24 protein-coding genes and 1 pseudogene are annotated in these 17,960 nt (G+C 65.0%); 15 read left to right on the top strand and 10 right to left on the bottom strand.

Translation table 11 applies throughout. From position 1 onward, the window contains the following. The first annotated feature begins 17 nt into the window (after window positions 1-17). On the top strand, window positions 18-203 hold the full coding sequence (locus IVA96_RS13435) for a hypothetical protein (RefSeq protein WP_247277288.1): 186 nt from the start codon (window positions 18-20) through the stop codon (window positions 201-203). Window positions 204-223: 20 nt separating this feature from the next. On the opposite strand, the gene IVA96_RS13430 is transcribed toward IVA96_RS13435, so the two are convergent. Together IVA96_RS13430 and IVA96_RS13425 are read right to left on the bottom strand one after the other, a co-directional pair. Then, on the bottom strand, window positions 224-472 hold the full coding sequence (locus tag IVA96_RS13430) for a hypothetical protein (RefSeq protein ID WP_247417746.1): 249 nt from the start codon (window positions 470-472) through the stop codon (window positions 224-226). A gap of 113 nt (window positions 473-585) precedes the next feature. Beyond that, entirely contained in the window at window positions 586-978 is a 393-nt protein-coding gene (locus IVA96_RS13425) for a hypothetical protein (RefSeq protein ID WP_247417744.1), read from the bottom strand. Window positions 979-1,106: 128 nt separating this feature from the next. Here IVA96_RS13425 and IVA96_RS13420 point away from each other — a divergent pair, with 128 nt between their 5' ends. Then, window positions 1,107-1,892 (top strand): SDR family oxidoreductase, encoded by a 786-nt coding sequence (locus tag IVA96_RS13420; RefSeq protein ID WP_247417741.1) that lies wholly within the window; start codon window positions 1,107-1,109, stop codon window positions 1,890-1,892. On the opposite strand, the gene IVA96_RS13415 is transcribed toward IVA96_RS13420, so the two are convergent. Both IVA96_RS13415 and IVA96_RS13410 read right to left on the bottom strand, forming a co-directional pair. Continuing rightward, a complete protein-coding gene (locus IVA96_RS13415; RefSeq protein ID WP_247277284.1) occupies window positions 1,893-2,123 on the bottom strand; it encodes a hypothetical protein in 231 nt (76 codons plus the stop codon). A 371-nt stretch (window positions 2,124-2,494) separates the two neighbouring features. After that, window positions 2,495-3,517 carry a hypothetical protein gene (locus IVA96_RS13410; protein WP_247417739.1) on the bottom strand — a complete coding sequence of 341 codons (1,023 nt, stop codon included), beginning with the start codon at window positions 3,515-3,517 and terminating at the stop codon, window positions 2,495-2,497. A 287-nt stretch (window positions 3,518-3,804) separates the two neighbouring features. Here IVA96_RS13410 and IVA96_RS13405 point away from each other — a divergent pair, with 287 nt between their 5' ends. Beyond that, window positions 3,805-4,458, top strand: a complete 654-nt coding sequence (locus tag IVA96_RS13405; protein WP_247277282.1) for a L,D-transpeptidase — start codon at window positions 3,805-3,807, stop codon at window positions 4,456-4,458. A gap of 69 nt (window positions 4,459-4,527) precedes the next feature. On the opposite strand, the gene IVA96_RS13400 is transcribed toward IVA96_RS13405, so the two are convergent. Together IVA96_RS13400 and IVA96_RS13395 are read right to left on the bottom strand one after the other, a co-directional pair. Further along, window positions 4,528-4,956: a hypothetical protein gene (locus IVA96_RS13400; RefSeq protein WP_247417733.1), complete on the bottom strand. Its 429-nt coding sequence runs from the start codon at window positions 4,954-4,956 to the stop codon at window positions 4,528-4,530. A gap of 118 nt (window positions 4,957-5,074) precedes the next feature. Further along, window positions 5,075-5,539 carry a MarR family transcriptional regulator gene (locus tag IVA96_RS13395; RefSeq protein WP_247277280.1) on the bottom strand — a complete coding sequence of 155 codons (465 nt, stop codon included), beginning with the start codon at window positions 5,537-5,539 and terminating at the stop codon, window positions 5,075-5,077. 101 nt (window positions 5,540-5,640) lie between these two features. On the opposite strand from IVA96_RS13395, the gene IVA96_RS13390 reads away from it, so the two are divergent. From IVA96_RS13390 to IVA96_RS13370, 5 genes are all read left to right on the top strand, one after another. Beyond that, on the top strand, window positions 5,641-7,563 hold the full coding sequence (locus IVA96_RS13390) for an FAD-binding monooxygenase (protein ID WP_247417730.1): 1,923 nt from the start codon (window positions 5,641-5,643) through the stop codon (window positions 7,561-7,563). 154 nt (window positions 7,564-7,717) lie between these two features. Next, the gene (locus IVA96_RS13385) at window positions 7,718-8,683 is read left to right on the top strand and encodes an SH3 domain-containing protein (protein WP_247417729.1); all 966 of its coding nucleotides are present in this window, start codon (window positions 7,718-7,720) and stop codon (window positions 8,681-8,683) included. Window positions 8,684-8,852: 169 nt separating this feature from the next. After that, entirely contained in the window at window positions 8,853-9,131 is a 279-nt protein-coding gene (locus IVA96_RS13380) for a hypothetical protein (RefSeq protein WP_247277277.1), read from the top strand. A gap of 262 nt (window positions 9,132-9,393) precedes the next feature. Further along, entirely contained in the window at window positions 9,394-9,600 is a 207-nt protein-coding gene (locus IVA96_RS13375; RefSeq protein WP_346015468.1) for a hypothetical protein, read from the top strand. 70 nt (window positions 9,601-9,670) lie between these two features. After that, window positions 9,671-9,991: a hypothetical protein gene (locus IVA96_RS13370; protein ID WP_247417797.1), complete on the top strand. Its 321-nt coding sequence runs from the start codon at window positions 9,671-9,673 to the stop codon at window positions 9,989-9,991. A gap of 22 nt (window positions 9,992-10,013) precedes the next feature. Here the strand turns inward: IVA96_RS13370 and IVA96_RS13365 are convergent, their stop codons facing one another. Together IVA96_RS13365 and IVA96_RS13360 are read right to left on the bottom strand one after the other, a co-directional pair. Next, window positions 10,014-10,358 (bottom strand): multidrug efflux SMR transporter, encoded by a 345-nt coding sequence (locus tag IVA96_RS13365; protein ID WP_247277275.1) that lies wholly within the window; start codon window positions 10,356-10,358, stop codon window positions 10,014-10,016. A 205-nt stretch (window positions 10,359-10,563) separates the two neighbouring features. Further along, on the bottom strand, window positions 10,564-11,229 hold the full coding sequence (locus IVA96_RS13360) for a class I SAM-dependent methyltransferase (RefSeq protein WP_247417726.1): 666 nt from the start codon (window positions 11,227-11,229) through the stop codon (window positions 10,564-10,566). A 97-nt stretch (window positions 11,230-11,326) separates the two neighbouring features. On the opposite strand from IVA96_RS13360, the gene IVA96_RS13355 reads away from it, so the two are divergent. After that, window positions 11,327-11,959 carry a TetR family transcriptional regulator gene (locus tag IVA96_RS13355; protein ID WP_247417724.1) on the top strand — a complete coding sequence of 211 codons (633 nt, stop codon included), beginning with the start codon at window positions 11,327-11,329 and terminating at the stop codon, window positions 11,957-11,959. Window positions 11,960-12,070: 111 nt separating this feature from the next. Further along, window positions 12,071-12,889 (top strand): pyridoxal kinase, encoded by an 819-nt coding sequence (gene pdxY / locus IVA96_RS13350; protein WP_247417721.1) that lies wholly within the window; start codon window positions 12,071-12,073, stop codon window positions 12,887-12,889. Window positions 12,890-12,891: 2 nt separating this feature from the next. Here pdxY and IVA96_RS13345 read toward each other — a convergent pair whose 3' ends face one another. Continuing rightward, window positions 12,892-14,193: a hypothetical protein gene (locus IVA96_RS13345; RefSeq protein ID WP_247417719.1), complete on the bottom strand. Its 1,302-nt coding sequence runs from the start codon at window positions 14,191-14,193 to the stop codon at window positions 12,892-12,894. A 345-nt stretch (window positions 14,194-14,538) separates the two neighbouring features. Here IVA96_RS13345 and IVA96_RS13340 point away from each other — a divergent pair, with 345 nt between their 5' ends. The 3 genes from IVA96_RS13340 to IVA96_RS13330 all read left to right on the top strand — a co-directional run bounded on the left by IVA96_RS13340 (window position 14,539) and on the right by IVA96_RS13330 (window position 15,427). Continuing rightward, on the top strand, window positions 14,539-14,709 hold the full coding sequence (locus tag IVA96_RS13340) for a Flp family type IVb pilin (RefSeq protein ID WP_247417717.1): 171 nt from the start codon (window positions 14,539-14,541) through the stop codon (window positions 14,707-14,709). Between the two features lie 87 nt (window positions 14,710-14,796). Beyond that, a complete protein-coding gene (locus IVA96_RS13335; RefSeq protein WP_247297183.1) occupies window positions 14,797-15,003 on the top strand; it encodes a hypothetical protein in 207 nt (68 codons plus the stop codon). 169 nt (window positions 15,004-15,172) lie between these two features. Next, complete coding sequence (locus IVA96_RS13330; protein ID WP_247417714.1) at window positions 15,173-15,427, top strand: hypothetical protein; 255 nt, start codon at window positions 15,173-15,175, stop codon at window positions 15,425-15,427. Window positions 15,428-15,507: 80 nt separating this feature from the next. Here IVA96_RS13330 and IVA96_RS13325 read toward each other — a convergent pair. Beyond that, a pseudogene (locus IVA96_RS13325) lies at window positions 15,508-15,717 on the bottom strand (helix-turn-helix domain-containing protein); the annotation flags it as partial. Between the two features lie 289 nt (window positions 15,718-16,006). Here IVA96_RS13325 and IVA96_RS13320 point away from each other — a divergent pair. Together IVA96_RS13320 and IVA96_RS13315 are read left to right on the top strand one after the other, a co-directional pair. After that, the gene (locus tag IVA96_RS13320) at window positions 16,007-17,413 is read left to right on the top strand and encodes an adenylate/guanylate cyclase domain-containing protein (RefSeq protein WP_247417711.1); all 1,407 of its coding nucleotides are present in this window, start codon (window positions 16,007-16,009) and stop codon (window positions 17,411-17,413) included. A 113-nt stretch (window positions 17,414-17,526) separates the two neighbouring features. Continuing rightward, complete coding sequence (locus IVA96_RS13315) at window positions 17,527-17,928, top strand: VOC family protein (protein WP_247417709.1); 402 nt, start codon at window positions 17,527-17,529, stop codon at window positions 17,926-17,928. Window positions 17,929-17,960 lie beyond the last annotated feature (32 nt).

Here is a 17,960-nt window from a genome sequence, read left to right as displayed (position 1 = left end):
CAAACGGGAGAGCGCCCATGATGTCCGAGCTCCAGGTCCACACCGTCGCGCGGCAGATGCTGGAACAGCATGGATTCGCTGCGATTGCGAAGGCCGCCGAGCAGGCCCAGGCCTGCGAGGGCCGCGGCGAGGCCGAAGAGGCCAAGGAATGGCGTCACATCGCCGACGCCATGAAGATCATGCGCGGTCCGCACCAGAGCTGACGACTTAAGCGCGGACGTACTCAACGCTCGCCGTGATTGGTGGCTTGCGTCGAACGTCGATTCTGCGTCTGGGGCTGCGCCCGCTCGCCTGTGGCTTTGCAGGGAAGGGGTTCCCACGAGCCGTCCGGCGCCTGCTGATAGGCAGTACAGGGCGACGAAGTGGATTTTTCCTCGCTTCTCTGGGCGTCGGAATTCTTCGCCAGCACGGGCGCAGTCAACACCGTGGCGGCCGCAATCGCGCCGGCGAAAACGAAATGGATACTCCGCATGAGGGCTCTCCGGTTCGAATTCGAAGAGGCCGCATGCTGTGGAGAATTGTGACGATTTTTGGTCGGGAGCGTCGGCTGTTGGGAGCGTGCTTAACGCTGCAACAGCCGCCTTGTCAGCCGCCCTTGCTGCGGATCAATCCGGCGAGGTTGGTCTTCTGGGCCTCGCACCAGCCGGGCATGCCGAGGCGGCGCTGGTCCATGTCGGTCGCCTGGGTGGCGACTGCGACCTCCGCCATCAAATCGTCGTCCTGCTTCTCGCCCATCTTGCCGCCGGTGTGCATCCAGGCGATCGCCTTGCGCACCTTCTCGGTGGTGCCATCAGGCAGGTGCATCTGCTGCGCCTTCTGCACGAGGTCCTGATAGACGAGATCCGTGTTGGGGCACTCGACCTTGGCGGCGAAGGCCTGCAACACCATCGTCACATAGGTCGACCGCGGCGGCGCGTCGGCCGCCTGCGCCGGCGCGGCCAGCAGCAAGAAGCCCGTTATCAGAAAACCGGTGCGCATCCTTGGTACCTCCTCCGTTTTTTGAGAGGCTAGCGTCCGCCGCGCTGCTCCGCAATGGTGCCGGGAGGCCATTGTCGTTCCTCGGCGCGGCGCGCTAGATTGGTCGTCCCCCACCCCCGGACCGCGACATGACCCTGTTCAGCACGCCATTCGATCCCGCACGCGACACCGCGCTCGTCACCGGCGCCGGCAACGGCATCGGCCGCGCGATCGCGCAGGCTCTGGTCGGCGAGGGCGTCCGCACCGTGTTTGCCGATATCAATGCCGAGCGGGTGAGGGTCGCGATCAGCGCGAGCAAGAGACCCGAACTGGCGGTGCCCTGGATCGGCGATCTCGCCAGGCTCGAGGCATGCGATGAGCTGCTGGCCGCGGCGCAGGCAGCGCTCGGGGACATCACGCATTTCATCCACAGCGCGTCTCCGCCGCGGCGAGAGGCGGACCATGCGCTCGCGGTCGATCGCCAGACCTGGCAGCAGATGCATGCCGTCAATCTCGATGCCGGCTTCCATCTGGCGCGCGAGATCGCGACACGGCTGATCGCGGCGAAGCGGCCGGGCTCTTTCCTGTTTCTCACCTCGCTGCATGCCGGCACGCCGCGCAACCTGCCGCACTATTCGACGGCGAAGGCGGCAATGGCGATGCTGGTGAAGGAGCTCGCCAAGACGTTCGGCCGCCACAACATCCGTGTCAACGCGCTGGTGCCCGGCGCGATCGCAGCCGGCGGGTTCGTCGCGGATGCCTCGCTGGCGCGGCACATTCCGCTCGGGCGCCTCGGCGAGGCCGATGACCTCGCACCGATGGCGCTGACCGTCTTGTCGAACAAGCTGTCCGGTTACGTCACCGGCGCAGCCTTCGTCGTCGACGGCGGATTGTCGCTGACGAACTGGTTCGAAGCGCCAGTGGTTGACGTATAGCTAGCGCTGCCACGCAGGGACGGGATCGAGCGGCGTGCGATAGACCTCGTTGTGATCGCGGTCCGTGACGCGCACCGAGCAACCCTTCTGCTGGAGCTCCGGCTTCACCTGCGAAAGCTCGGTCGCCAATTGATCGGCCCGATCGGAGGCGACCTCGATGTCTTCGAGGATGATTCCACCCTGGTTCTTGAACTCTTCACCAACCACAAGATCGAAGGAGTAGTAAGGCATCCGAATTCCCCGGTGTGACGACTCAAGTTTGAAAAGCAAGTCTTCAACGGAAGTCTCGACACATCCGGCATGGTACCACTGAGTCGATCGTTTCGAATGAACCGGCCGCGCAATCTCTGTGCTTATGGCGCAGAAATGATGTGCAGCAAGCGGGTTCATTAAGAATTTATTAAATATGCGGCGTGATCATAAAGCATGGAATTGCAACAGAACCGGGCTCCGGGAACCGGCAGTTGCAAGAGAAGGCCGCCGGCATAGATCCCGACGGCCTTTTCTCTTCAGCGGAAGACACGCAAAGCATCGCTTCCCGTAATCGTCCGGACTCGTCGACTCGGATAGCGTAGGCGACGTTGCGACGCTGTGGTGTCGCGCTAGCGCAGCGGCATTGGCGGACGCACGACAGGTCCATCGTCATCGGCTACGGCTTGCGACGTCGCAACCGGCGGCGGGACTGCGGCAGCTTGCGATGGCGGCGGAGGTGCAAGCGGTGCTGGCGTATAGGCCGGCATGTAGGTCTGGCTTACGGCCGGCTTGGGCTTGCGAACTGGCGGCGTCGCAGGCCGCGGCGGCAGCGCAGAGGTGCGGGCGCGCGGATCGGCCGGCTTGGTTTCAACAGCGACGGGTCTGGGCGCAGGCGGCTTCGCCATCTCGCGCGCCATCTGCTCCTGTCCGGCCTTCAGCTCGGCGATGTTGGCCTTGAGCTGCTCGATCTGCTGCGCCATCGCGGCGAGATCGTTCGTCATCGACTGCATCGACTGCATCGACTGCATCGATTGCGCGGTGTCGGGCTGCGCTGTCGCAGGCGCGGCGGCAAGCTGGGTTGCAGGCGGCGTCGCAGATTGCTCCGCCGTTTGTTCGGCTGCCGCTGGTGCTGCGAGCGGGGCGGCCTGCGCCGCGGCGACGGGCGTCGTCTGCGACGTCGAAGACATCAGCGACGTCGAAGGCATCAGCGACGCCAATACCGGCGTCCATTCGGCGAACATTTGCTTTGCTGTGTCGCCATGCTTCTCCCAGGCAATCGCGGCAGCCGCGCTGCCTCCCGCGAACAGGAACGTGACGAACGCACCGCGCAGCCACTTGCCGACCGCGGATCGCTTCCGATGGCCGGCACCATCGCTGGCCGTCACGCGAACCGCCGTGTCGACTGAAGGTGCCGCGGCGGGTTTTCCGTAGACGACGTTGATGGTGGGCTCCGGCGCACGCGCCGGACTCGGAGCGAACTTCGGCTCCGGACGGGGCGCGATCTCCGGCGCCAGCGCCGGTGCCGCGCTCCCCGGGCGCGAGGCCAGCACCATCTCGGGAGAAATCTGAACCGAGTCGTGCGGATCGTTGTCCTTGACCGTGTCCTTCACGATCTCATCGACGATTTGCTTGCTGTTCAGCGTCGCCAGCATCGCAGCTCCTTTGAAGCCCAGATGTTTAAAGCCTTGGTCGTCCGCATTGGCGCGAGCCGATCATCTGTTGTGGTGGGCCCATCCCAAGTCCCAGGGAGCACGAGTCCAGCCGGGTTTGACCAAAGCAAGGCAAGGAGATGGAGATGATGCGACGCTCTCCTGCCGTTTGTGGTGATGGAACCCGCCTTGTCGAACACGTGTAATTGTTCCGCGTTCGCCTTGTTTTTTGCACGATTTTGACAGCATGTAGTGGCGCTGGGGGTGCTATCCGCTATCGGGGGCCAGCGGTGCCAAGATCTTTAATCGTTCTATTCGTTGCTGCTCTGCTGCCGCTCGGCGGCTGCATGCAGACGACTCTCTCCCCGTCGACCGACGCGAGCATGACACCGCGCGACCGGCAGCTGCTCGCGCATGTGCCTTACGCGAAGGCGAGCGTGCCCGAGCAATATCTGCGCCACATCGTCGACTACCATCGCAAGGAGCAACCGGGGACCATCCTGGTCGATACCGATGCGCGCTATTTGTATTTCGTGCTGCCCGAGGGCAAGGCGATCCGCTACGGCGTCGCGGTCGGCGAGGAAGCCATGGCGTTCTCAGGCGTCGCCCGCGTCGGCCGCCTGGCGGAATGGCCGGACTGGGTTCCGACGGCGGATATCCAGGCGCGGCTCGGGCCATATCCGGCGCGCGTTCCCGGTGGTCCGGCCAATCCGCTGGGGGCGCGGGGAATCTACCTCTATGTCGGCAACAAGGACACGCTCTACCGCATCCACGGTACCAATCAGCCCGAATATATCGGGCAGGCGATCTCTTCGGGTTGCATCCGGATGCGCAACGAGGACGTCATCGATCTCTATGAGCGGGTGAAGCTCAATTCGATGGTGGTGGTGCTGCCGCCCGGGCAGAACGCGCAGGCCGAGACGGGCACGCGCTGGCGCAGCTGAGGGCTGACCGATCGGTCGCTTCTGTCGCTCGCGATCATTGCCAGCAATCCGGCGACATGGGGCGTCGCGCTATTCCGGCCTGGCGATCCGCCATTGCAGCGTCGTGGCATTGCCGTTGGCATCGCCCGGCGCCTTGTCGGCGGGCGAGGTGTAGAGCGGGCGATAACGGTAGGCCCACATCTTGCTGCCGTCGTTGCGGTTGATCACGGTGAAATCGCCGACGGCCTTGGCGTCGGCGGTCGCGGCGAGCGGAACCCAGCTCTCGGTGCACTTGCCGTTGCAGTTCGATGTCTTGCCGGTGGTGTCGCGCTCGTAATAGTAGAGCGTCATGCCCCTGAGATCGACCAGCTTGGGACCTTGCTTGGTCAGGACCACCTTCGCCGGCGCGATCGTCGCCTCAGGTTTCGGCGGAGGCGGAGAGTCGCCGCCATGGCCGTTTGCGAGCGCATGACCTGCCGAGAGCGCGATCGCCGCGGCCGCAACAACGAACCTGAACATCCGAAACCCCCGAGCCGCAAAGTTAACCGCGCGTTAAACGCCGAACGGGCCGACCGTAGCAGCCGAACGTTAGTTCCAAGTTTCGCGGCGCTGCGACAATACGTACAAAACGACGGGCTTATACCTCCACATCGCGCAGCGGCGCGCGACTGAGCTCGTTGCCGGCGGCAATCGCCTTGCGCAAGAGCCGCATCAGCTCCTCGCCTTCCTTCGCGGTGAGGCCGCGCAGCATGATGCGCTGCGCAGACTCGACGGCAGGCGTGATCTTGCGCAGCGTGCGCCGGCCTTCGTCGGTGATCTCGAGCTCGCGCGCGCGGCGGTCGCGGCTGGAGGGGCGGCGCTCGGCAAGGCCCTTCTGCACCAGGCGATCGATCACGCCGGTGATGGTGGTGCGGTCGTAGGCGATCAAACCCGCGAGCGTCACTTGATCGAGCCCCGGATTGGCCTTGATGGTCGCGAGCGCGGCATATTGCACCGGAGTGAGATCGAAGCCGGCATCTGCGACTTCAGCCAGGAATACCGCGACCGCGATCTGCTGGAACCGGCGCGCCAGATGCCCGGGCATGTGGTTGTTGTCTTTCACTGAATTCTCCGTTTGGCAGGGACGGGGTCCGGTCATTTGACAAGTATACTGATAGTCAGCATACTGAGCAATATCCAAAGAAGCTGGCGGGAGAGGTGCTCATGCAATTCCATCTGAATGGATTTCAGCCGGGCGATCCCGAGATTGCGGATCCCGCCGAGCGCGTTCAAGCCTCGGGTGCAGCGGGCGCGGTGCCTGAAGAGGTCGATGTCCTCATCGTCGGCTGCGGGCCCGCCGGCCTCACGCTCGCCGCCCAGCTCGCGCAATTTCCGGATATCAGGACCTGCATCGTCGAGCAGAAAGCAGACCGCCTGCTGGTCGGCCAGGCCGACGGCATCGCCTGCCGCACCATGGAGATGTTTCACGCCTTTGGTTTCAGCGCGCGCGTGCTGAAGGAGGCCTATTGGGTCAACGAGACGACGTTCTGGAAGCCGGACGAGCGGCAGCCCAAGACGATCGTCCGCAGCGGCCGGGTCCAGGACGTCGAGGACGGGCTGTCGGAATTTCCGCACGTCATCCTCAACCAGGCCCGCATCCATGATGGCTTTCTCGACGTCATGCGGAAATCGCCGGCCAAGCTCGAGCCGTATTACAGCCGGCGCGTGCTCGATCTCGATGTCGATCCGGCCGCCGGTGCCGGCGATTATGCCGTGACGGTGCGCCTCGCCCGCGTCGATGCCGGAAGCGAGGGCAAGATCGAAACGATCAAGACGCGCTATGTCGTCGGCTGCGACGGCGCGCGCAGCACGGTACGAAAGTCGATCGGCCGGGAGCTGCACGGCGATTCCGCCAATCACGCCTGGGGCGTGATGGACGTGCTGGCGGTGACAGACTTCCCGGATATCCGCTTCAAGTCGCTGATCCAGTCCGCGAAGGACGGCAGCTTGCTGATCATCCCGCGTGAAGGCGGTTACATGGTCCGCCTCTATGTCGAGCTCGCCAAGCTCGAGATCGGTGAGCGCGTCGCCAATCGCAACATCAGTGCCGACGACGTCATCGCCAAGGCGCAGCGGATCTTGAGGCCGCATACGCTCGAGGTGAAGGAGATCGCCTGGTGGTCGGTCTACGAGATCGGCCAGCGCCTCACCGACAAGTTCGATGACGTGCCGGACGCCGAGATCGAAACCCGCCAGCCACGTATCTTCATCGCCGGCGATGCCTGCCATACCCACAGCCCGAAAGCGGGGCAGGGCATGAACGTCTCGATGCAGGACGCCTTCAATCTCGGCTGGAAGCTCGCCGCCGTCCTGCGCAGGCAGTGCGCCCCAGGCCTGCTCCATTCCTATTCGGCCGAGCGCCAGGCGGTTGCCAAGGAGCTGATCGACTTCGATCGTGAATGGGCGGGGATTCTCGCCTCCGCCGCGAAGGCCGGCGGTGCCGATGCGGCGAGGACGCAGGACTATTTCGTCCGGCACGGCCGTTACACGGCCGGGACCGCGACGCATTACCGTCCCTCGCTTCTCACCGGCACGGCCGCGCATCAGCATCTCGCGGCAGGTCTTGTGATCGGAAAGCGCTTCCACTCCGCGCCGGTGATCCGGCTGGCGGACGCCAAGCCGGTGCATCTCGGTCATGCGGCGCAGGCCGACGGCCGCTTCCGCATCTACGCGTTTTCGCCTGCGGAAGATCCCGCCGCAGCGGGCTCGGCCATTCGCGCCCTGTGCAATTTCCTCGCCGAAGCCAGGGCGTCGCCGATCAGGCGATACACGCGGGTCGGCGCCGACATCGACAGCGTGATCGACCTGCGCGCTATCTTCCAGCAAGATCATCGCGAGCTTGCCCTCGAGGCGATGCCGTCGCTACTGCTCCCGCGCAAAGGCCGCTACGGCTTGATCGACTACGAGAAGATGTTCTGTCCCGATCTCAAGAGCGGCAACGACGTCTTCGCCATGCGCAGCGTCGACCGGAAAGCCGGCTGCATGGTCGTGGTGCGGCCGGACCAGTATGTCGCGCATGTGCTGCCGCTCGACGGCTTTGCTGCGCTTGCGTCGTACTTCGACGCCGTCATGTTGCCAGCGAATTGACGGCCCGGCTGCGCGCCGGAGCGCTGTGGCGATGAACGGCGAGTGAATATTGAACCGCGCGCGGTGTGCATTTCGATCTTTCGACCCGTGCGACCACCGTATGCGGAACGCCCGTTCCGCTTGCGCGTTCCGACTGGCAGAGGAGGAACACGCCATGAGACTCAAAAGCGTTTTACTTGCCGCATTGCTGCTCGCCCCGACGGCCGCGCTGGCCGCGCCGGGCATCGTCACCGTCTCGACCGGCCTGCGTGCCGGACCGGGCACGGGCTTTCCCTTGGTCGACCGCATCCCCGGTGGTGCCCGCGTCAACATCCATGGCTGCCTGCGCGGCAATGCCTGGTGCGACGTGAGCTTCTCCGACGATCGCGGCTGGGTATCGTCGCAATATCTCGAATACCTCTATCGCAACCACTACGTCTATCTCCCCGACTATGTCGAGGAGATCGACGTGCCCGTCGTCCCCTTCGTGTTGACCTCGTATTGGTCGAGCTACTATGCGGGACGTCCCTGGTATCGCCGCCACGCCTATTGGAATAATTACTGGACTTCGCATCAGCGTTTCGCGACGCGGATGACGCTTGATCCACGTGCGGCCCGTATCGGCCGCGCGGCAACGCGCGATGCGGCGGTCGCACTCGAGCGCAGCGGCGTGCACGCCAGGGGCAATGTCGCGGTCACCGGACGGGATGCCGCCGTCGGGCGGCCCAATGCAATCGCCAAGCGCGACGCCGCGGTTACGATCGACCGGACCCGCGCCACGCGGAGTGAGCGCATCGCGAATGAGCGAACCGTCGTGCAGAGCCGGAGCCCGCGCGACGCGCAGGCGCGCATGATGCACGACCATGCTGCGAGCCGTGCCGCCGCGCGCGCGCAGCCGATGGCGCGCGCCCATGAAGTGCCGCGCGTGTCGGCCGCGCCTGCAGCCCGGCCCGCGATGCCGCACGTCGCCCAGCCGAACGTCAGCCACGGCTCGCCGATGAATGCCCGAGCGCAGATGCCGGCGCCGCGCGCGGCGGCACCTGCGATGCCGCACCCCGGCGGCGGCGCTCCGCACATCAATGCGGCGCCGCGTGGTGGCCCGCCAGCGGGCGGCCCCGGTGGCGGCCATCAGAAGCACTGACGTTGCTTAGGAAAGCCCGGCCCTTGCGCCGGGCTTTCTGCTTGTCGGACCCAGGTTCTCTGCGCATACAATTTAAGGAAGTTTTTCGCGAGCAGATTTCATCGATCGTAATATGTGTACTCAAAGCTGTAAGCATCCACTCGGGGCAGCGGGGCACGGGAGGATGACGATGAGACAGAGTCAGGCGGAGACGCGCCGCCAAAATGTCGCGAAGCGGTCGATGACCAAGGAGGCCAAGCAGCTGTCCAGCCTGATTGCCGGACTGCGCAAATCTCTCGAAGCGATCCACAAGGAACGGGCGAGCGCAAAGCTCACCGGCGCCGAGATGGGCATGCTCGACGAGCGCCGCAACAATCTGCAGCTCACGATCGCAGCCCTCGACGATCGCCTGTCGGCGGTGCAGGGGCTGATCAATCTTGGCCGGCCGCACATCATCCGGGTGCACTAGCGACGCTCGCGCAGGCGCTATCGGTTCCGTGACAGTCGTGACGGCGCCGGGGGACGATTCGGCACGATGTGACGACGCTCCTGCGGCGCTGCACGCTTGGCGGCAAGCAAACCCGCAACAGCAGAAGCGCATCGCTGATGCGGCGCGCGCTCATCTTGTTACCGGGCTGTGAGCGCGCCGGCGCCGTACTGTCTGCGGATGGCACCAAATTGCCACGCTCCTGGCGAATTGCCGCCAAAGCCCGCTGCCACGAGAGGGGTGGGTGCAGGGCAACGCCAGGGGATATGCATTGGCCTACAAAATGGTCGCAGAACGCGACAACGAGAAGTATAGCTTCGCCCGCGAGAGCCGGCTGCTCATCGTGGCCAAGGCCAGGGTGTGGGCCAGCGAGGGGTGGCAGGTCGTCATCACTGATCAGGACGGCAAGGCCTATGCGCCGCCCGAATTCGATCAGCTGTCGGCGGCGTGACCGCAAGGCGGTCCAGGGGACAACGTTGATTTCGCTGTTTCGACCGGGGCGCGGCTTGATCGCGCCCTTGATGACTCTTGCCGCCGGCGCCGTCCTGACGGCGACGGTTGCAGCCGCGCAGAATCTTGACGCCGGGAAGTCACCCGCAAGGCTCTTTGCCGACGGTTGCGCGAGCTGTCACCGCACCCCACGGGGCCTTGCCAAGGGACGCTTCAGCCTGACGTTGTCCTGGTTCTTGAAGGACCACTACGCAACCAGTTCCGATTCCGCCAAGGCGCTCGCCGCCTATCTGGAGTCGGTCGATGGGCCGCCACCCCGTAATGCGGCCAAGCCTGGCGCAAAACCGCCGCGATCCGCGCAGCGTCCGCCCAAACCGGTGCAGGGCCAGTAGCGCGTGCCGGGACTGCCGGGCGTCAATGCACCGTCGTCTCCGAGAACAGGTTGATCACCACGACGCCGGACACGATCAGGGCGATGCCGACGAAGGCGGCGCCATCGAGCATCTGGCGGAATAGCACGAAGGACACCGTGGCGGTCAGGATGATGCCGGCCCCGCCCCAGATCGCATAGGCGATGCTCAGGGGGATGATGCGGATTGCCGCCGACAGCGCATAGAACGAGGCGACATAGAACAGCACCATCGCCAAGGTCGGCCAGGGCCGCGTGAACTGAGCGGATTGCTGCAGGAAGGCGGACGCCGTGACTTCGAACACGATGGCAAGTGCGAGCGCCGCGTAAGCATTGAAGGCGGAGGTCATGAGCCTCTCGGCGTAAGAAAGATTCTGCGCGGTATACGTCGAGCCCCCTGGAACGGGCTTTTGCCGTGAGCAGGTAACACGCGTGAGTGACGAACCTGCGACACCGATTGGAATGCGGACAGGACGATGACGCCGCCGAGGCAACGAAGCCGCCGCGCGGTCCCTCGCGTGGCGGCTCGAGATGCCGCGGTGCGTCGACACGGCGTCAGTTGATCCGCACCGACAGCTCGACGTCTTCGGAAAAGGCGGTGGACATGTAGCCGTTTCCGGGCTTGCGCACACGCCCCAGATAGTCGGGGCTGTCATCGGCGTTGTCGGCGACGATGATCGCGCCCGGCCTGAGATGGCCTTCGAGCAGATCCAGGATATCCGAGTAGAGCGCCTTGGCACCATCGAGCAGCACGAGGTCGATCGTATCGGGCAGATCGGCACTGAGCGTCTTCAGCGCATCGCCCTCGCGGATTTCCACGAGGTCGATTACACCGGCGGCCGACAGGTTGTCCCGCGCCCGCGCTGCCTTGGACGGCTCGAACTCACTGGTGATGAGGCGGCCGCCGCCATTGTCACGCAGAGCTGCGGCAAGATGCAGGGTCGAGATGCCGAACGAGGTGCCGAACTCGACGATTGCCCTGGCGCGGGAGCTGCGGGCCAGCATGTAGAGCAGGCTGCCGGTCTCGCGCGAGACCGCGAGCGGAGCGTCCCTCAGGCGTCCATAGAGGTCGCGATAAGCGGTCTTGCTGCGCATCATCCGCGCCCGGTCGGCATCGGACAAGTCGGCGATAGCGGCTAGCGTTGCGCCGCTTGCAGCTTCGGCCTCGTCGAACAGTCGATCCAGCAGCGGCGTAAGCGATGTGATGGTTGGGGTGGTCATTTGGCGTCTCCAGAGTTCGCGGCGAAGTGCGTGCTTGCGCGGAGACCGAAATACGACTAATTCGTCGCATTTCCTATTCGCATTGCTCGCAGGCACCGTGGCCGACCGTCGAAGCCGTTCAATTTCCTCGCGAAAACAGCCGCAACAGGCCCGCTCCACCGGGCTGGTGGCGGCCATCCTAGATGCCGCTGTTCAGGTCTTGGCGAAGGAGGGGGCGCAGCGTTTCACGACGGCGCGGGTGGCGGAGCGGGCCGGGGTGAGCGTTGGATCGCTCTACCAATATTTTCCGAACAAGGCGGCGATCCTGTTCCGCCTCCAGAGCGACGAGTGGCGGCGCACCAGCGAGCTCCTGCGCGGCATCCTGGCGAACCGGGCGAGGCCCCCGCTGGCGCGGCTGCGCGCATTGGTCCATGCCTTCATCCGCTCCGAATGCGAGGAGGCTGCGATCCGCGTCGCGCTCAGCGATGCCGCACCGCTCTATCGCGACGCGCCGGAGGCGCAGGACGCACGGGCGGCCGGCGAGGGCATCGTCGCGGCCTTCATGCGGGAGGCGCTGCCCAAAGCCTCGGATGCGACGCGCACCCTCGCCGGCGAGCTGATCACGATGACGCTCAGCGAGGTCGGTAGGAGTTTTTCAGAAGAGACGCGGAGCGAGGCGGAGATCGCAGCCTATGCTGATGCCATGGCCGACATGTTCTGCGCCTATCTTACAAGGCTGGCGCGGCGCTGAGGCATTGCCGGCACGTGGTGCCGCAATCCTGTAGCTAGGATGGTGGTGCGCTCTATCTCGGCTATGATTGCTGCACTTGCCTTGCGTAGTATTTGCCCCTACGGACCTCTGATGCTCGTCATCTCCATTCAAAGTCAGGTGGTCCACGGCCACGTCGGCAACAGCGCGGCTGCCTACGCCGTGCAGGCGGAAGGTGTGAATGTCGCGGCGGTGCCGACGACGCTGCTGTCGAACCATCCACGCTATCCGAGCCTGCGCGGGCGGGTGCTGGAGACCGAGCTGGTCGCCGATCTTCTCAGGGGCGTAGAAGAGCGCGATCTCGTCGACGAGGCGGCCGTGGTCGTCACCGGCTATCTCGGCTCGCCCGGCAATGCCGCCGTCGTTGCCGATTTCGTCGAGCGGGCCTTGGTGCGCAATTCGAATCTCGTCTATCTCTGTGATCCCGTGATCGGAGACGATGGTCGCGTCTATGTCGCCGATGGAATTTTGGACGTGCTCCGGCGCCGGCTGCTGCCGGCCGCGAACCTGACCACGCCAAACCGGTTCGAGCTCGAGCTGCTTGCGGGCCTCACGATTGCCGATGCGCAGGACCTGCGCGCGGCCTGCGCGGCACTCGCGGGACAGGCCGGCCTCGACGTCGTCGCCACCGGCTGCACGCTGGCGGACACGCCCGAAGGACAGTTGGAGACGATCCTCTGCGCCGAGGGCCATTTGTCGCGCTTTGCCACGCTGCGTCTGCCGATCCGGCCCTATGGCACGGGCGACCTTCTCACCGGCCTGATCGCGGCGCATCTCGCCAAGGGGCTGACGACGGAGGTGGCAGTGCGGCTGGCAGTCGAAACCATCTTTGCGGTGCTGGTGCGCACGCAGGAGGCCGGCACAGCCGAGATGCGTCTCGTGCCGCTGCCCACGCCGGCCCGCAAGCCGTAGCTTCAGGTCGCGCGTTTGCCGGCCGATTGCGCCGCCTTCTGCGATTTTGCCGGGCTCTTCTGCTCACGCATGGCCTGTGCTTTGGGCGGCTTTGCGTGGGCCGCAGCGCGCACTTTGCTGGGCTTCGCGTTGGCGGCTTCCTTGCGCTCCGCCGTGCCCCGGCGCGAGATGTATTCCTGGCCGTCGATCGGGCCGACATGCGGCGGATCGCGGCCGAGATAGGGCCGGCCGATGCCGAATGCCTTGCCGTTGGCATCGACCCACTTCCACAGGATTTCAGTCGAGACCCAGCGCTGCGCGCGATTGCTACCCTGGGTGCTGACGATGTCGGCGGCCATGCCGTGCCCGTAACCACCACGCGTGCTGCCGCCGTGATAGGAGCGGTCGGAGGCGGCCTTCAGGCCGCTCGCGATCGACTGGCGATAATCGTCACGGAACGCGCTGGTGATGCCCGGCGAGAGGCCGGCGGCTTCGGCGGCGAGCAGCGTCCGAAACAGCTTTCGCTTGAAGCTCTTGTCCATGCCGCCGATGACGTAATCCATCATCGACATGCCGGCATGCTCGGCCGCCTTGGGATCCTTCCAGCCGAAATCCTCGTCGACCAGCTTGGTGAAGCTGCGCATCACGGTCACCGTCTTGCCCTTGCGCTTGACGGTGACGGCGCGGCGTTCCTGCACCTTGATCGAATCCTCCTTAGGCGTGCGCTGGTAGAGCGCCCAGAGATAGCGATCGATGCAGGCGTCCACGACGAAGCATTCGTCGAGCACGGCGACGGTGTCCGCGGGTGGCGACGCCTTGCTTGCAACGGGGGCGGATCCGCTCGCGATCGTGGCGGGGGACAATGCGTCCGTGGTCACGATCTCGGTCGGATCGGCAGATGCGAGTTTGAAGGGCTCTGGCGCCGGCGCAGGCGGAGCCTCGCTGACGCTCGGTGCTGGTTCAAGCGAAATTTGAGGCGCGGGCGGCTCCGCCGACAATATCAGCGCGGGATCGGCCGACGCGAGCTGGACGGCGGGGGCAGGTACCTCCGCCTCCGGCGTGGCTGCCGCTTCGACCGTTACGAGGCTCGCCGCAGCCGCCGCAATGTCGGCGGTCAAGGCGACACCGTTCTCGATGGTCGCAGCGCGCGGGACGTCGGCGAGGTCGAGGCGACCGAGATCCTTCGCGCGCGAGACGGCAGCCGCATTGGCGCCGCTGTTCTCGATAAGCGCTGGCGCGTAGGCCGACAGGGAGAGCACCAGCCAAGCAGCGAGAACGGCCGAGGGGCATGAGACCGCCACAAGAAGAGACCGCCGATCATTCATGATCCCTGCCTCCAAACGTTCTGTTCGAACCAGTCTTGTTCGAACAGTCATGATGCAAACAGACTTGATGCAAACAGTCTTGCACGGAAAGGCACGCAGCGCGTCAATTGTTCGGAAGAGGGTGTGGCGGCGCAATGGCGTAAATCAACGAAAACGGGCTTTTCGAAGAGGTGTTGCGAAGTTGCAACGCGGGTTCCCTGGCGGTTCCATGTGCGGCTTCGCCGGAAAATCCGCAACCAGCCGGTTTGTCTTCAAATTGAGTGATCCGTATTTACTCAATCTTGGATTGCCGTAAGGCACTTTTCGCGCGCCCGCAATTTCTGGTAGCAATAGGAAGGCACGTCAGTGAAGTTGAAATGCAAATGGGCCGAATTCGTCGCCGATGAATCCGGCGCCACTGCGATCGAGTACTGTCTGATCGCGGCCGGCATCGCATTCGCGATTATCGAGGTCATCTATGCGCTCGGCACCAACCTTGTCGCAAAACTGCAATCGCTCGCGACCGCGCTGAAATAGGCGGTGAGGGGCTTTCGCGATCGGCTGTTGACAAGACGCCCTGACGCTTCGCGGCAACTTTGCGCACGGCCGTGCGTTGATCGGCCCATGAGCACGCATTCCTCGCTTCGTCCCATGGACGACTTCGATCCCACCGAGCCCGCCATCCTGCACGATCGTTTGTCCGACACGATCATCACCTGGACCGCCGAACAGGCCGATGACTACCGGAAGGCCAGCCGGCCACGTGAGGATGGAACCGTAGCTTGGAAGGCCTACCTCTTCGATGGTTGGGGCAACGTGCTCGGCGGCTGACCTCCGCCCGCAAAGCGCGATGGCCCGGCCGGCGTGATTCGGCCAAGGCTTTGTACGCATTAAGCATATCGCCATGCGCTGCGTGCGCTGTTGCAATGCAACAGCGGATGTCGCAATGCAGCATGACGCGCTTAAATGTGCTCTGAATCTTCCATCAGGAGCATCACCAATGAACAAGAAGACTTTGACGATCGCCGCCACCGTCCTGACGATCGCGGGCGCGACTTCGGCTTTCGCCGCTGAGCTGCCGACCTATGAGGCCAACGGATTTCCGGTCTCGCCCTTGCAGGTGCGCGTCCTCGGTGCGGCCCATGTCGAGCAGCAGGTCGCGGCGCCCACGACGGTTGCTTCAGCGCACCAAGTGAAGGTGCTCAGCCCCCGCAAGGTCAAGACCGCGGACGTCACGACGGGCGCAGCCCGCTGAGTTGACATCGCATGAAGGGCAGGCGGGTCTCGCCGCGCGCGCCATCCGCCCCCTCGTGCGACCATGAACGACGAAACTGGACGCGCGCGCAGGCTCGACGGCGAGCGGCCGTAGAGCTCGGCGAACGCGGGGTTGAAGCGGCGCAGGCTGCCGAAGCCGGCCTGGAACGCGATCTCAGTTATAGTGTGATCACCGGCATCGAGCAGGCGCTTGGCGCGTTGCACGCGTAGCGTCTTGGCAAGCGGATGCGGCGTGGCGCCGACCTTGCGCTCGAACAGCCGCGCCAGATGGCCGCGACGCAGCACGCATCGCGGCGCTGTTCACCGATGACGCCGAATGGATCGCGCCGCAGGGCAACGCCACCGCAATCGCGCTCGGTCACACCGACCACTTGGTGGGCGCGCGAAGCGATAGCGGCGGGGATGGGGAAAACAAGGGAAATCCGGCCTTTGCCGGGCTCGGCAAACTCCCATCATCGTGACGCAGCAATTGACGACGATGGCTTGCGCTCCTCCTTACCCGGCATAGGTAATCGGAAAGCGGATGTCCGCGTCACCCCCTTCCATGTAACATCACGGCATGAGCGAGATCGAAATCCTGTTCGGTGTCCTGCGCCAGTCGGCCGACGCGCCCGTCGTCGACATGCTCGAGCGCATGGTGCGGGAGGGGCCGGACCATGCCCTGTGCAAGATCAATGCGCTGCATCTGGCAAGGATGGCCAATCTCGGCGAAGAGCAGGTGATCGCGGGGCTGCTGCATGCGGTCGGGCTCGGCATCCTCGAGATGACCTGGAGCGTGATGTGCCCGAGCTGCGCCGGCGTGCTCTCGGCCAACAAGAGCCTGAAGACGGTCAACAGCCCGCAATATCACTGCGCCTTCTGCGCCGCCGGCTATGAGACGACGCTCGACAATCTGGTCGAGGTGACCTTCGCGGTCAGCCCGCGCGTGCGCAGGATCGCCGCGCACAATGCTGAGGACTTGCCGCTTGCCGAATATTACCGCCAGGTGTTCTGGAGCTCGGCGATCGAGCTTCCGCCCGACCTCGACGGCTTGCTTCGCGAGCTGACGCTGGAATCCGTCGACCTGCCGCCGGGCGAGCGCGCCATTCTCTCGCTGCAAGTGCAGCCGGGCATGCTGATCGTGTTCGATCCCGTGACCCACACCGCGCAGTACATCGAGGTGAAGGGCGAGGAGACGGCCGAGCGCCAGACCCTGTCGTTGATCTTGAACAGGACCGAGGTCCCGGTCGACGCCGTGATCCTGCGCCCGGGACCGCTGCGGCTGACGCTGGAGAACCGCACCGACGGCCGCGTGCTGCCGGCGGTGTGGGTGATGAACCAGCGGCTCGACGATCTCCTGACCCGGCGCAAGCCGAGCCTCACCGCAAAGCGCCTGCTCACCAACCAGACCTTTCGCGATCTCTATCGCACCGATACGCTCGCGATCGGCCAGCGCCTCAAGATTCTCAGCCTGACCTTCCTGTTCTCGGACCTGAAGGACTCCACCGGGCTTTACGAGCATGTCGGCGACCTCGTTGCCTTCGATCTCGTCAACGAGCATTTCCGCCTGCTGCAGGAGATCATCGCCTCCGAGCAGGGCGCGGTGGTCAAGACCATTGGCGATGCCGTGATGGCGACCTTCGAGACCCCCGATCGCGCCATCGCCGCCGCGATCCGCATGCGCGAGGCCATGAGCGAGCTCGGCGCCCAGCGTCAGCACCAAGGCCTGCTGCTCAAGATGGGCATTCACGAGGGCTCGTGCCTCGCCGTCACCCTCAACGGCCAGCAGGATTATTTCGGCCAGACCGTGAACATCGCCTCCCGCATCCAGAGCCTCGCCGCCTCGCGCGCGATCGTAGTCACGGAGGCGGTGGTCGACAACGCCGAGGCGCGGACGCTGCTGGAGGCCGGCGGCCTCAACCCGACGCGTCGCAGCGTCGCGCTGAGCGGGATCGCGGACAAGGTGTCGGTGTACGAAATCCCGTAAGACCGTCGCCCGGCGCGCAAGCGAAATCCGGGACTGCACCTGCGGCGCCATCCCGGATTGCGCGACGCTCCATTCGGGCTACGCTCGCTGCGCAACCGCGCAACGAGTCCATCATGACCTTCCTCCTCAACATCGACGTCCCCGACGTCGCGCAAGCGACGACCTTCTACACCGAAGCATTCGGCCTGACGGTCGGCCGCCGCTTCGGCGCCGACTTCGTCGAGCTCTTGGGCTGGCCGGCGCCGGTGTATCTGCTCACCAAGCAGGCCGGCACAATGGGCGCCGGCGGCGATCGCCGCCGCTACGCGCGGCACTGGACGCCCGTGCATATCGACGTCGTCGTCGATGATGTCGATGCCGCCGTCGAACGCGCGCTGCGCGCCGGCGCGATTCTCGAGGTTGTCGCAAGCGATGCGCCCTATGGGCGGATCGCGATGCTGGCCGATCCGTTCGGGCACGGCTTCTGTTTGCTGGCTTTCAGTGAGCGCGGATATGACGCGCTGCTCGGGGCTTAGGTCGAGCGGGGCGGGGCCGGTCAAAGCAAAGT

Source organism: Bradyrhizobium sp. 159 (genome assembly GCF_023073795.1).
Lineage (GTDB): Bacteria > Pseudomonadota > Alphaproteobacteria > Rhizobiales > Xanthobacteraceae > Bradyrhizobium.
The sequence above is the reverse complement of the archived record's forward strand: the minus strand, read 5'-3'. Positions and strand labels throughout refer to the sequence as shown.

Coding starts and splice junctions, on each gene's coding strand:
- IVA96_RS13435 (WP_247277288.1), top strand. CDS start 18: ATGATGTCCGAGCTCCAGGTCCACACCGTCGCGCGGCAGATGCTGGAA.
- IVA96_RS13430 (WP_247417746.1), bottom strand. CDS start 472: ATGCGGAGTATCCATTTCGTTTTCGCCGGCGCGATTGCGGCCGCCACG.
- IVA96_RS13425 (WP_247417744.1), bottom strand. CDS start 978: ATGCGCACCGGTTTTCTGATAACGGGCTTCTTGCTGCTGGCCGCGCCG.
- IVA96_RS13420 (WP_247417741.1), top strand. CDS start 1,107: ATGACCCTGTTCAGCACGCCATTCGATCCCGCACGCGACACCGCGCTC.
- IVA96_RS13415 (WP_247277284.1), bottom strand. CDS start 2,123: ATGCCTTACTACTCCTTCGATCTTGTGGTTGGTGAAGAGTTCAAGAAC.
- IVA96_RS13410 (WP_247417739.1), bottom strand. CDS start 3,517: ATGCTGGCGACGCTGAACAGCAAGCAAATCGTCGATGAGATCGTGAAG.
- IVA96_RS13400 (WP_247417733.1), bottom strand. CDS start 4,956: ATGTTCAGGTTCGTTGTTGCGGCCGCGGCGATCGCGCTCTCGGCAGGT.
- IVA96_RS13390 (WP_247417730.1), top strand. CDS start 5,641: ATGCAATTCCATCTGAATGGATTTCAGCCGGGCGATCCCGAGATTGCG.
- IVA96_RS13385 (WP_247417729.1), top strand. CDS start 7,718: ATGAGACTCAAAAGCGTTTTACTTGCCGCATTGCTGCTCGCCCCGACG.
- IVA96_RS13380 (WP_247277277.1), top strand. CDS start 8,853: ATGAGACAGAGTCAGGCGGAGACGCGCCGCCAAAATGTCGCGAAGCGG.
- IVA96_RS13370 (WP_247417797.1), top strand. CDS start 9,671: ATGACTCTTGCCGCCGGCGCCGTCCTGACGGCGACGGTTGCAGCCGCG.
- IVA96_RS13365 (WP_247277275.1), bottom strand. CDS start 10,358: ATGACCTCCGCCTTCAATGCTTACGCGGCGCTCGCACTTGCCATCGTG.
- IVA96_RS13360 (WP_247417726.1), bottom strand. CDS start 11,229: ATGACCACCCCAACCATCACATCGCTTACGCCGCTGCTGGATCGACTG.
- pdxY (WP_247417721.1), top strand. CDS start 12,071: ATGCTCGTCATCTCCATTCAAAGTCAGGTGGTCCACGGCCACGTCGGC.
- IVA96_RS13345 (WP_247417719.1), bottom strand. CDS start 14,193: ATGAATGATCGGCGGTCTCTTCTTGTGGCGGTCTCATGCCCCTCGGCC.
- IVA96_RS13335 (WP_247297183.1), top strand. CDS start 14,797: ATGAGCACGCATTCCTCGCTTCGTCCCATGGACGACTTCGATCCCACC.
- IVA96_RS13330 (WP_247417714.1), top strand. CDS start 15,173: ATGAACAAGAAGACTTTGACGATCGCCGCCACCGTCCTGACGATCGCG.
- IVA96_RS13320 (WP_247417711.1), top strand. CDS start 16,007: ATGAGCGAGATCGAAATCCTGTTCGGTGTCCTGCGCCAGTCGGCCGAC.
- IVA96_RS13315 (WP_247417709.1), top strand. CDS start 17,527: ATGACCTTCCTCCTCAACATCGACGTCCCCGACGTCGCGCAAGCGACG.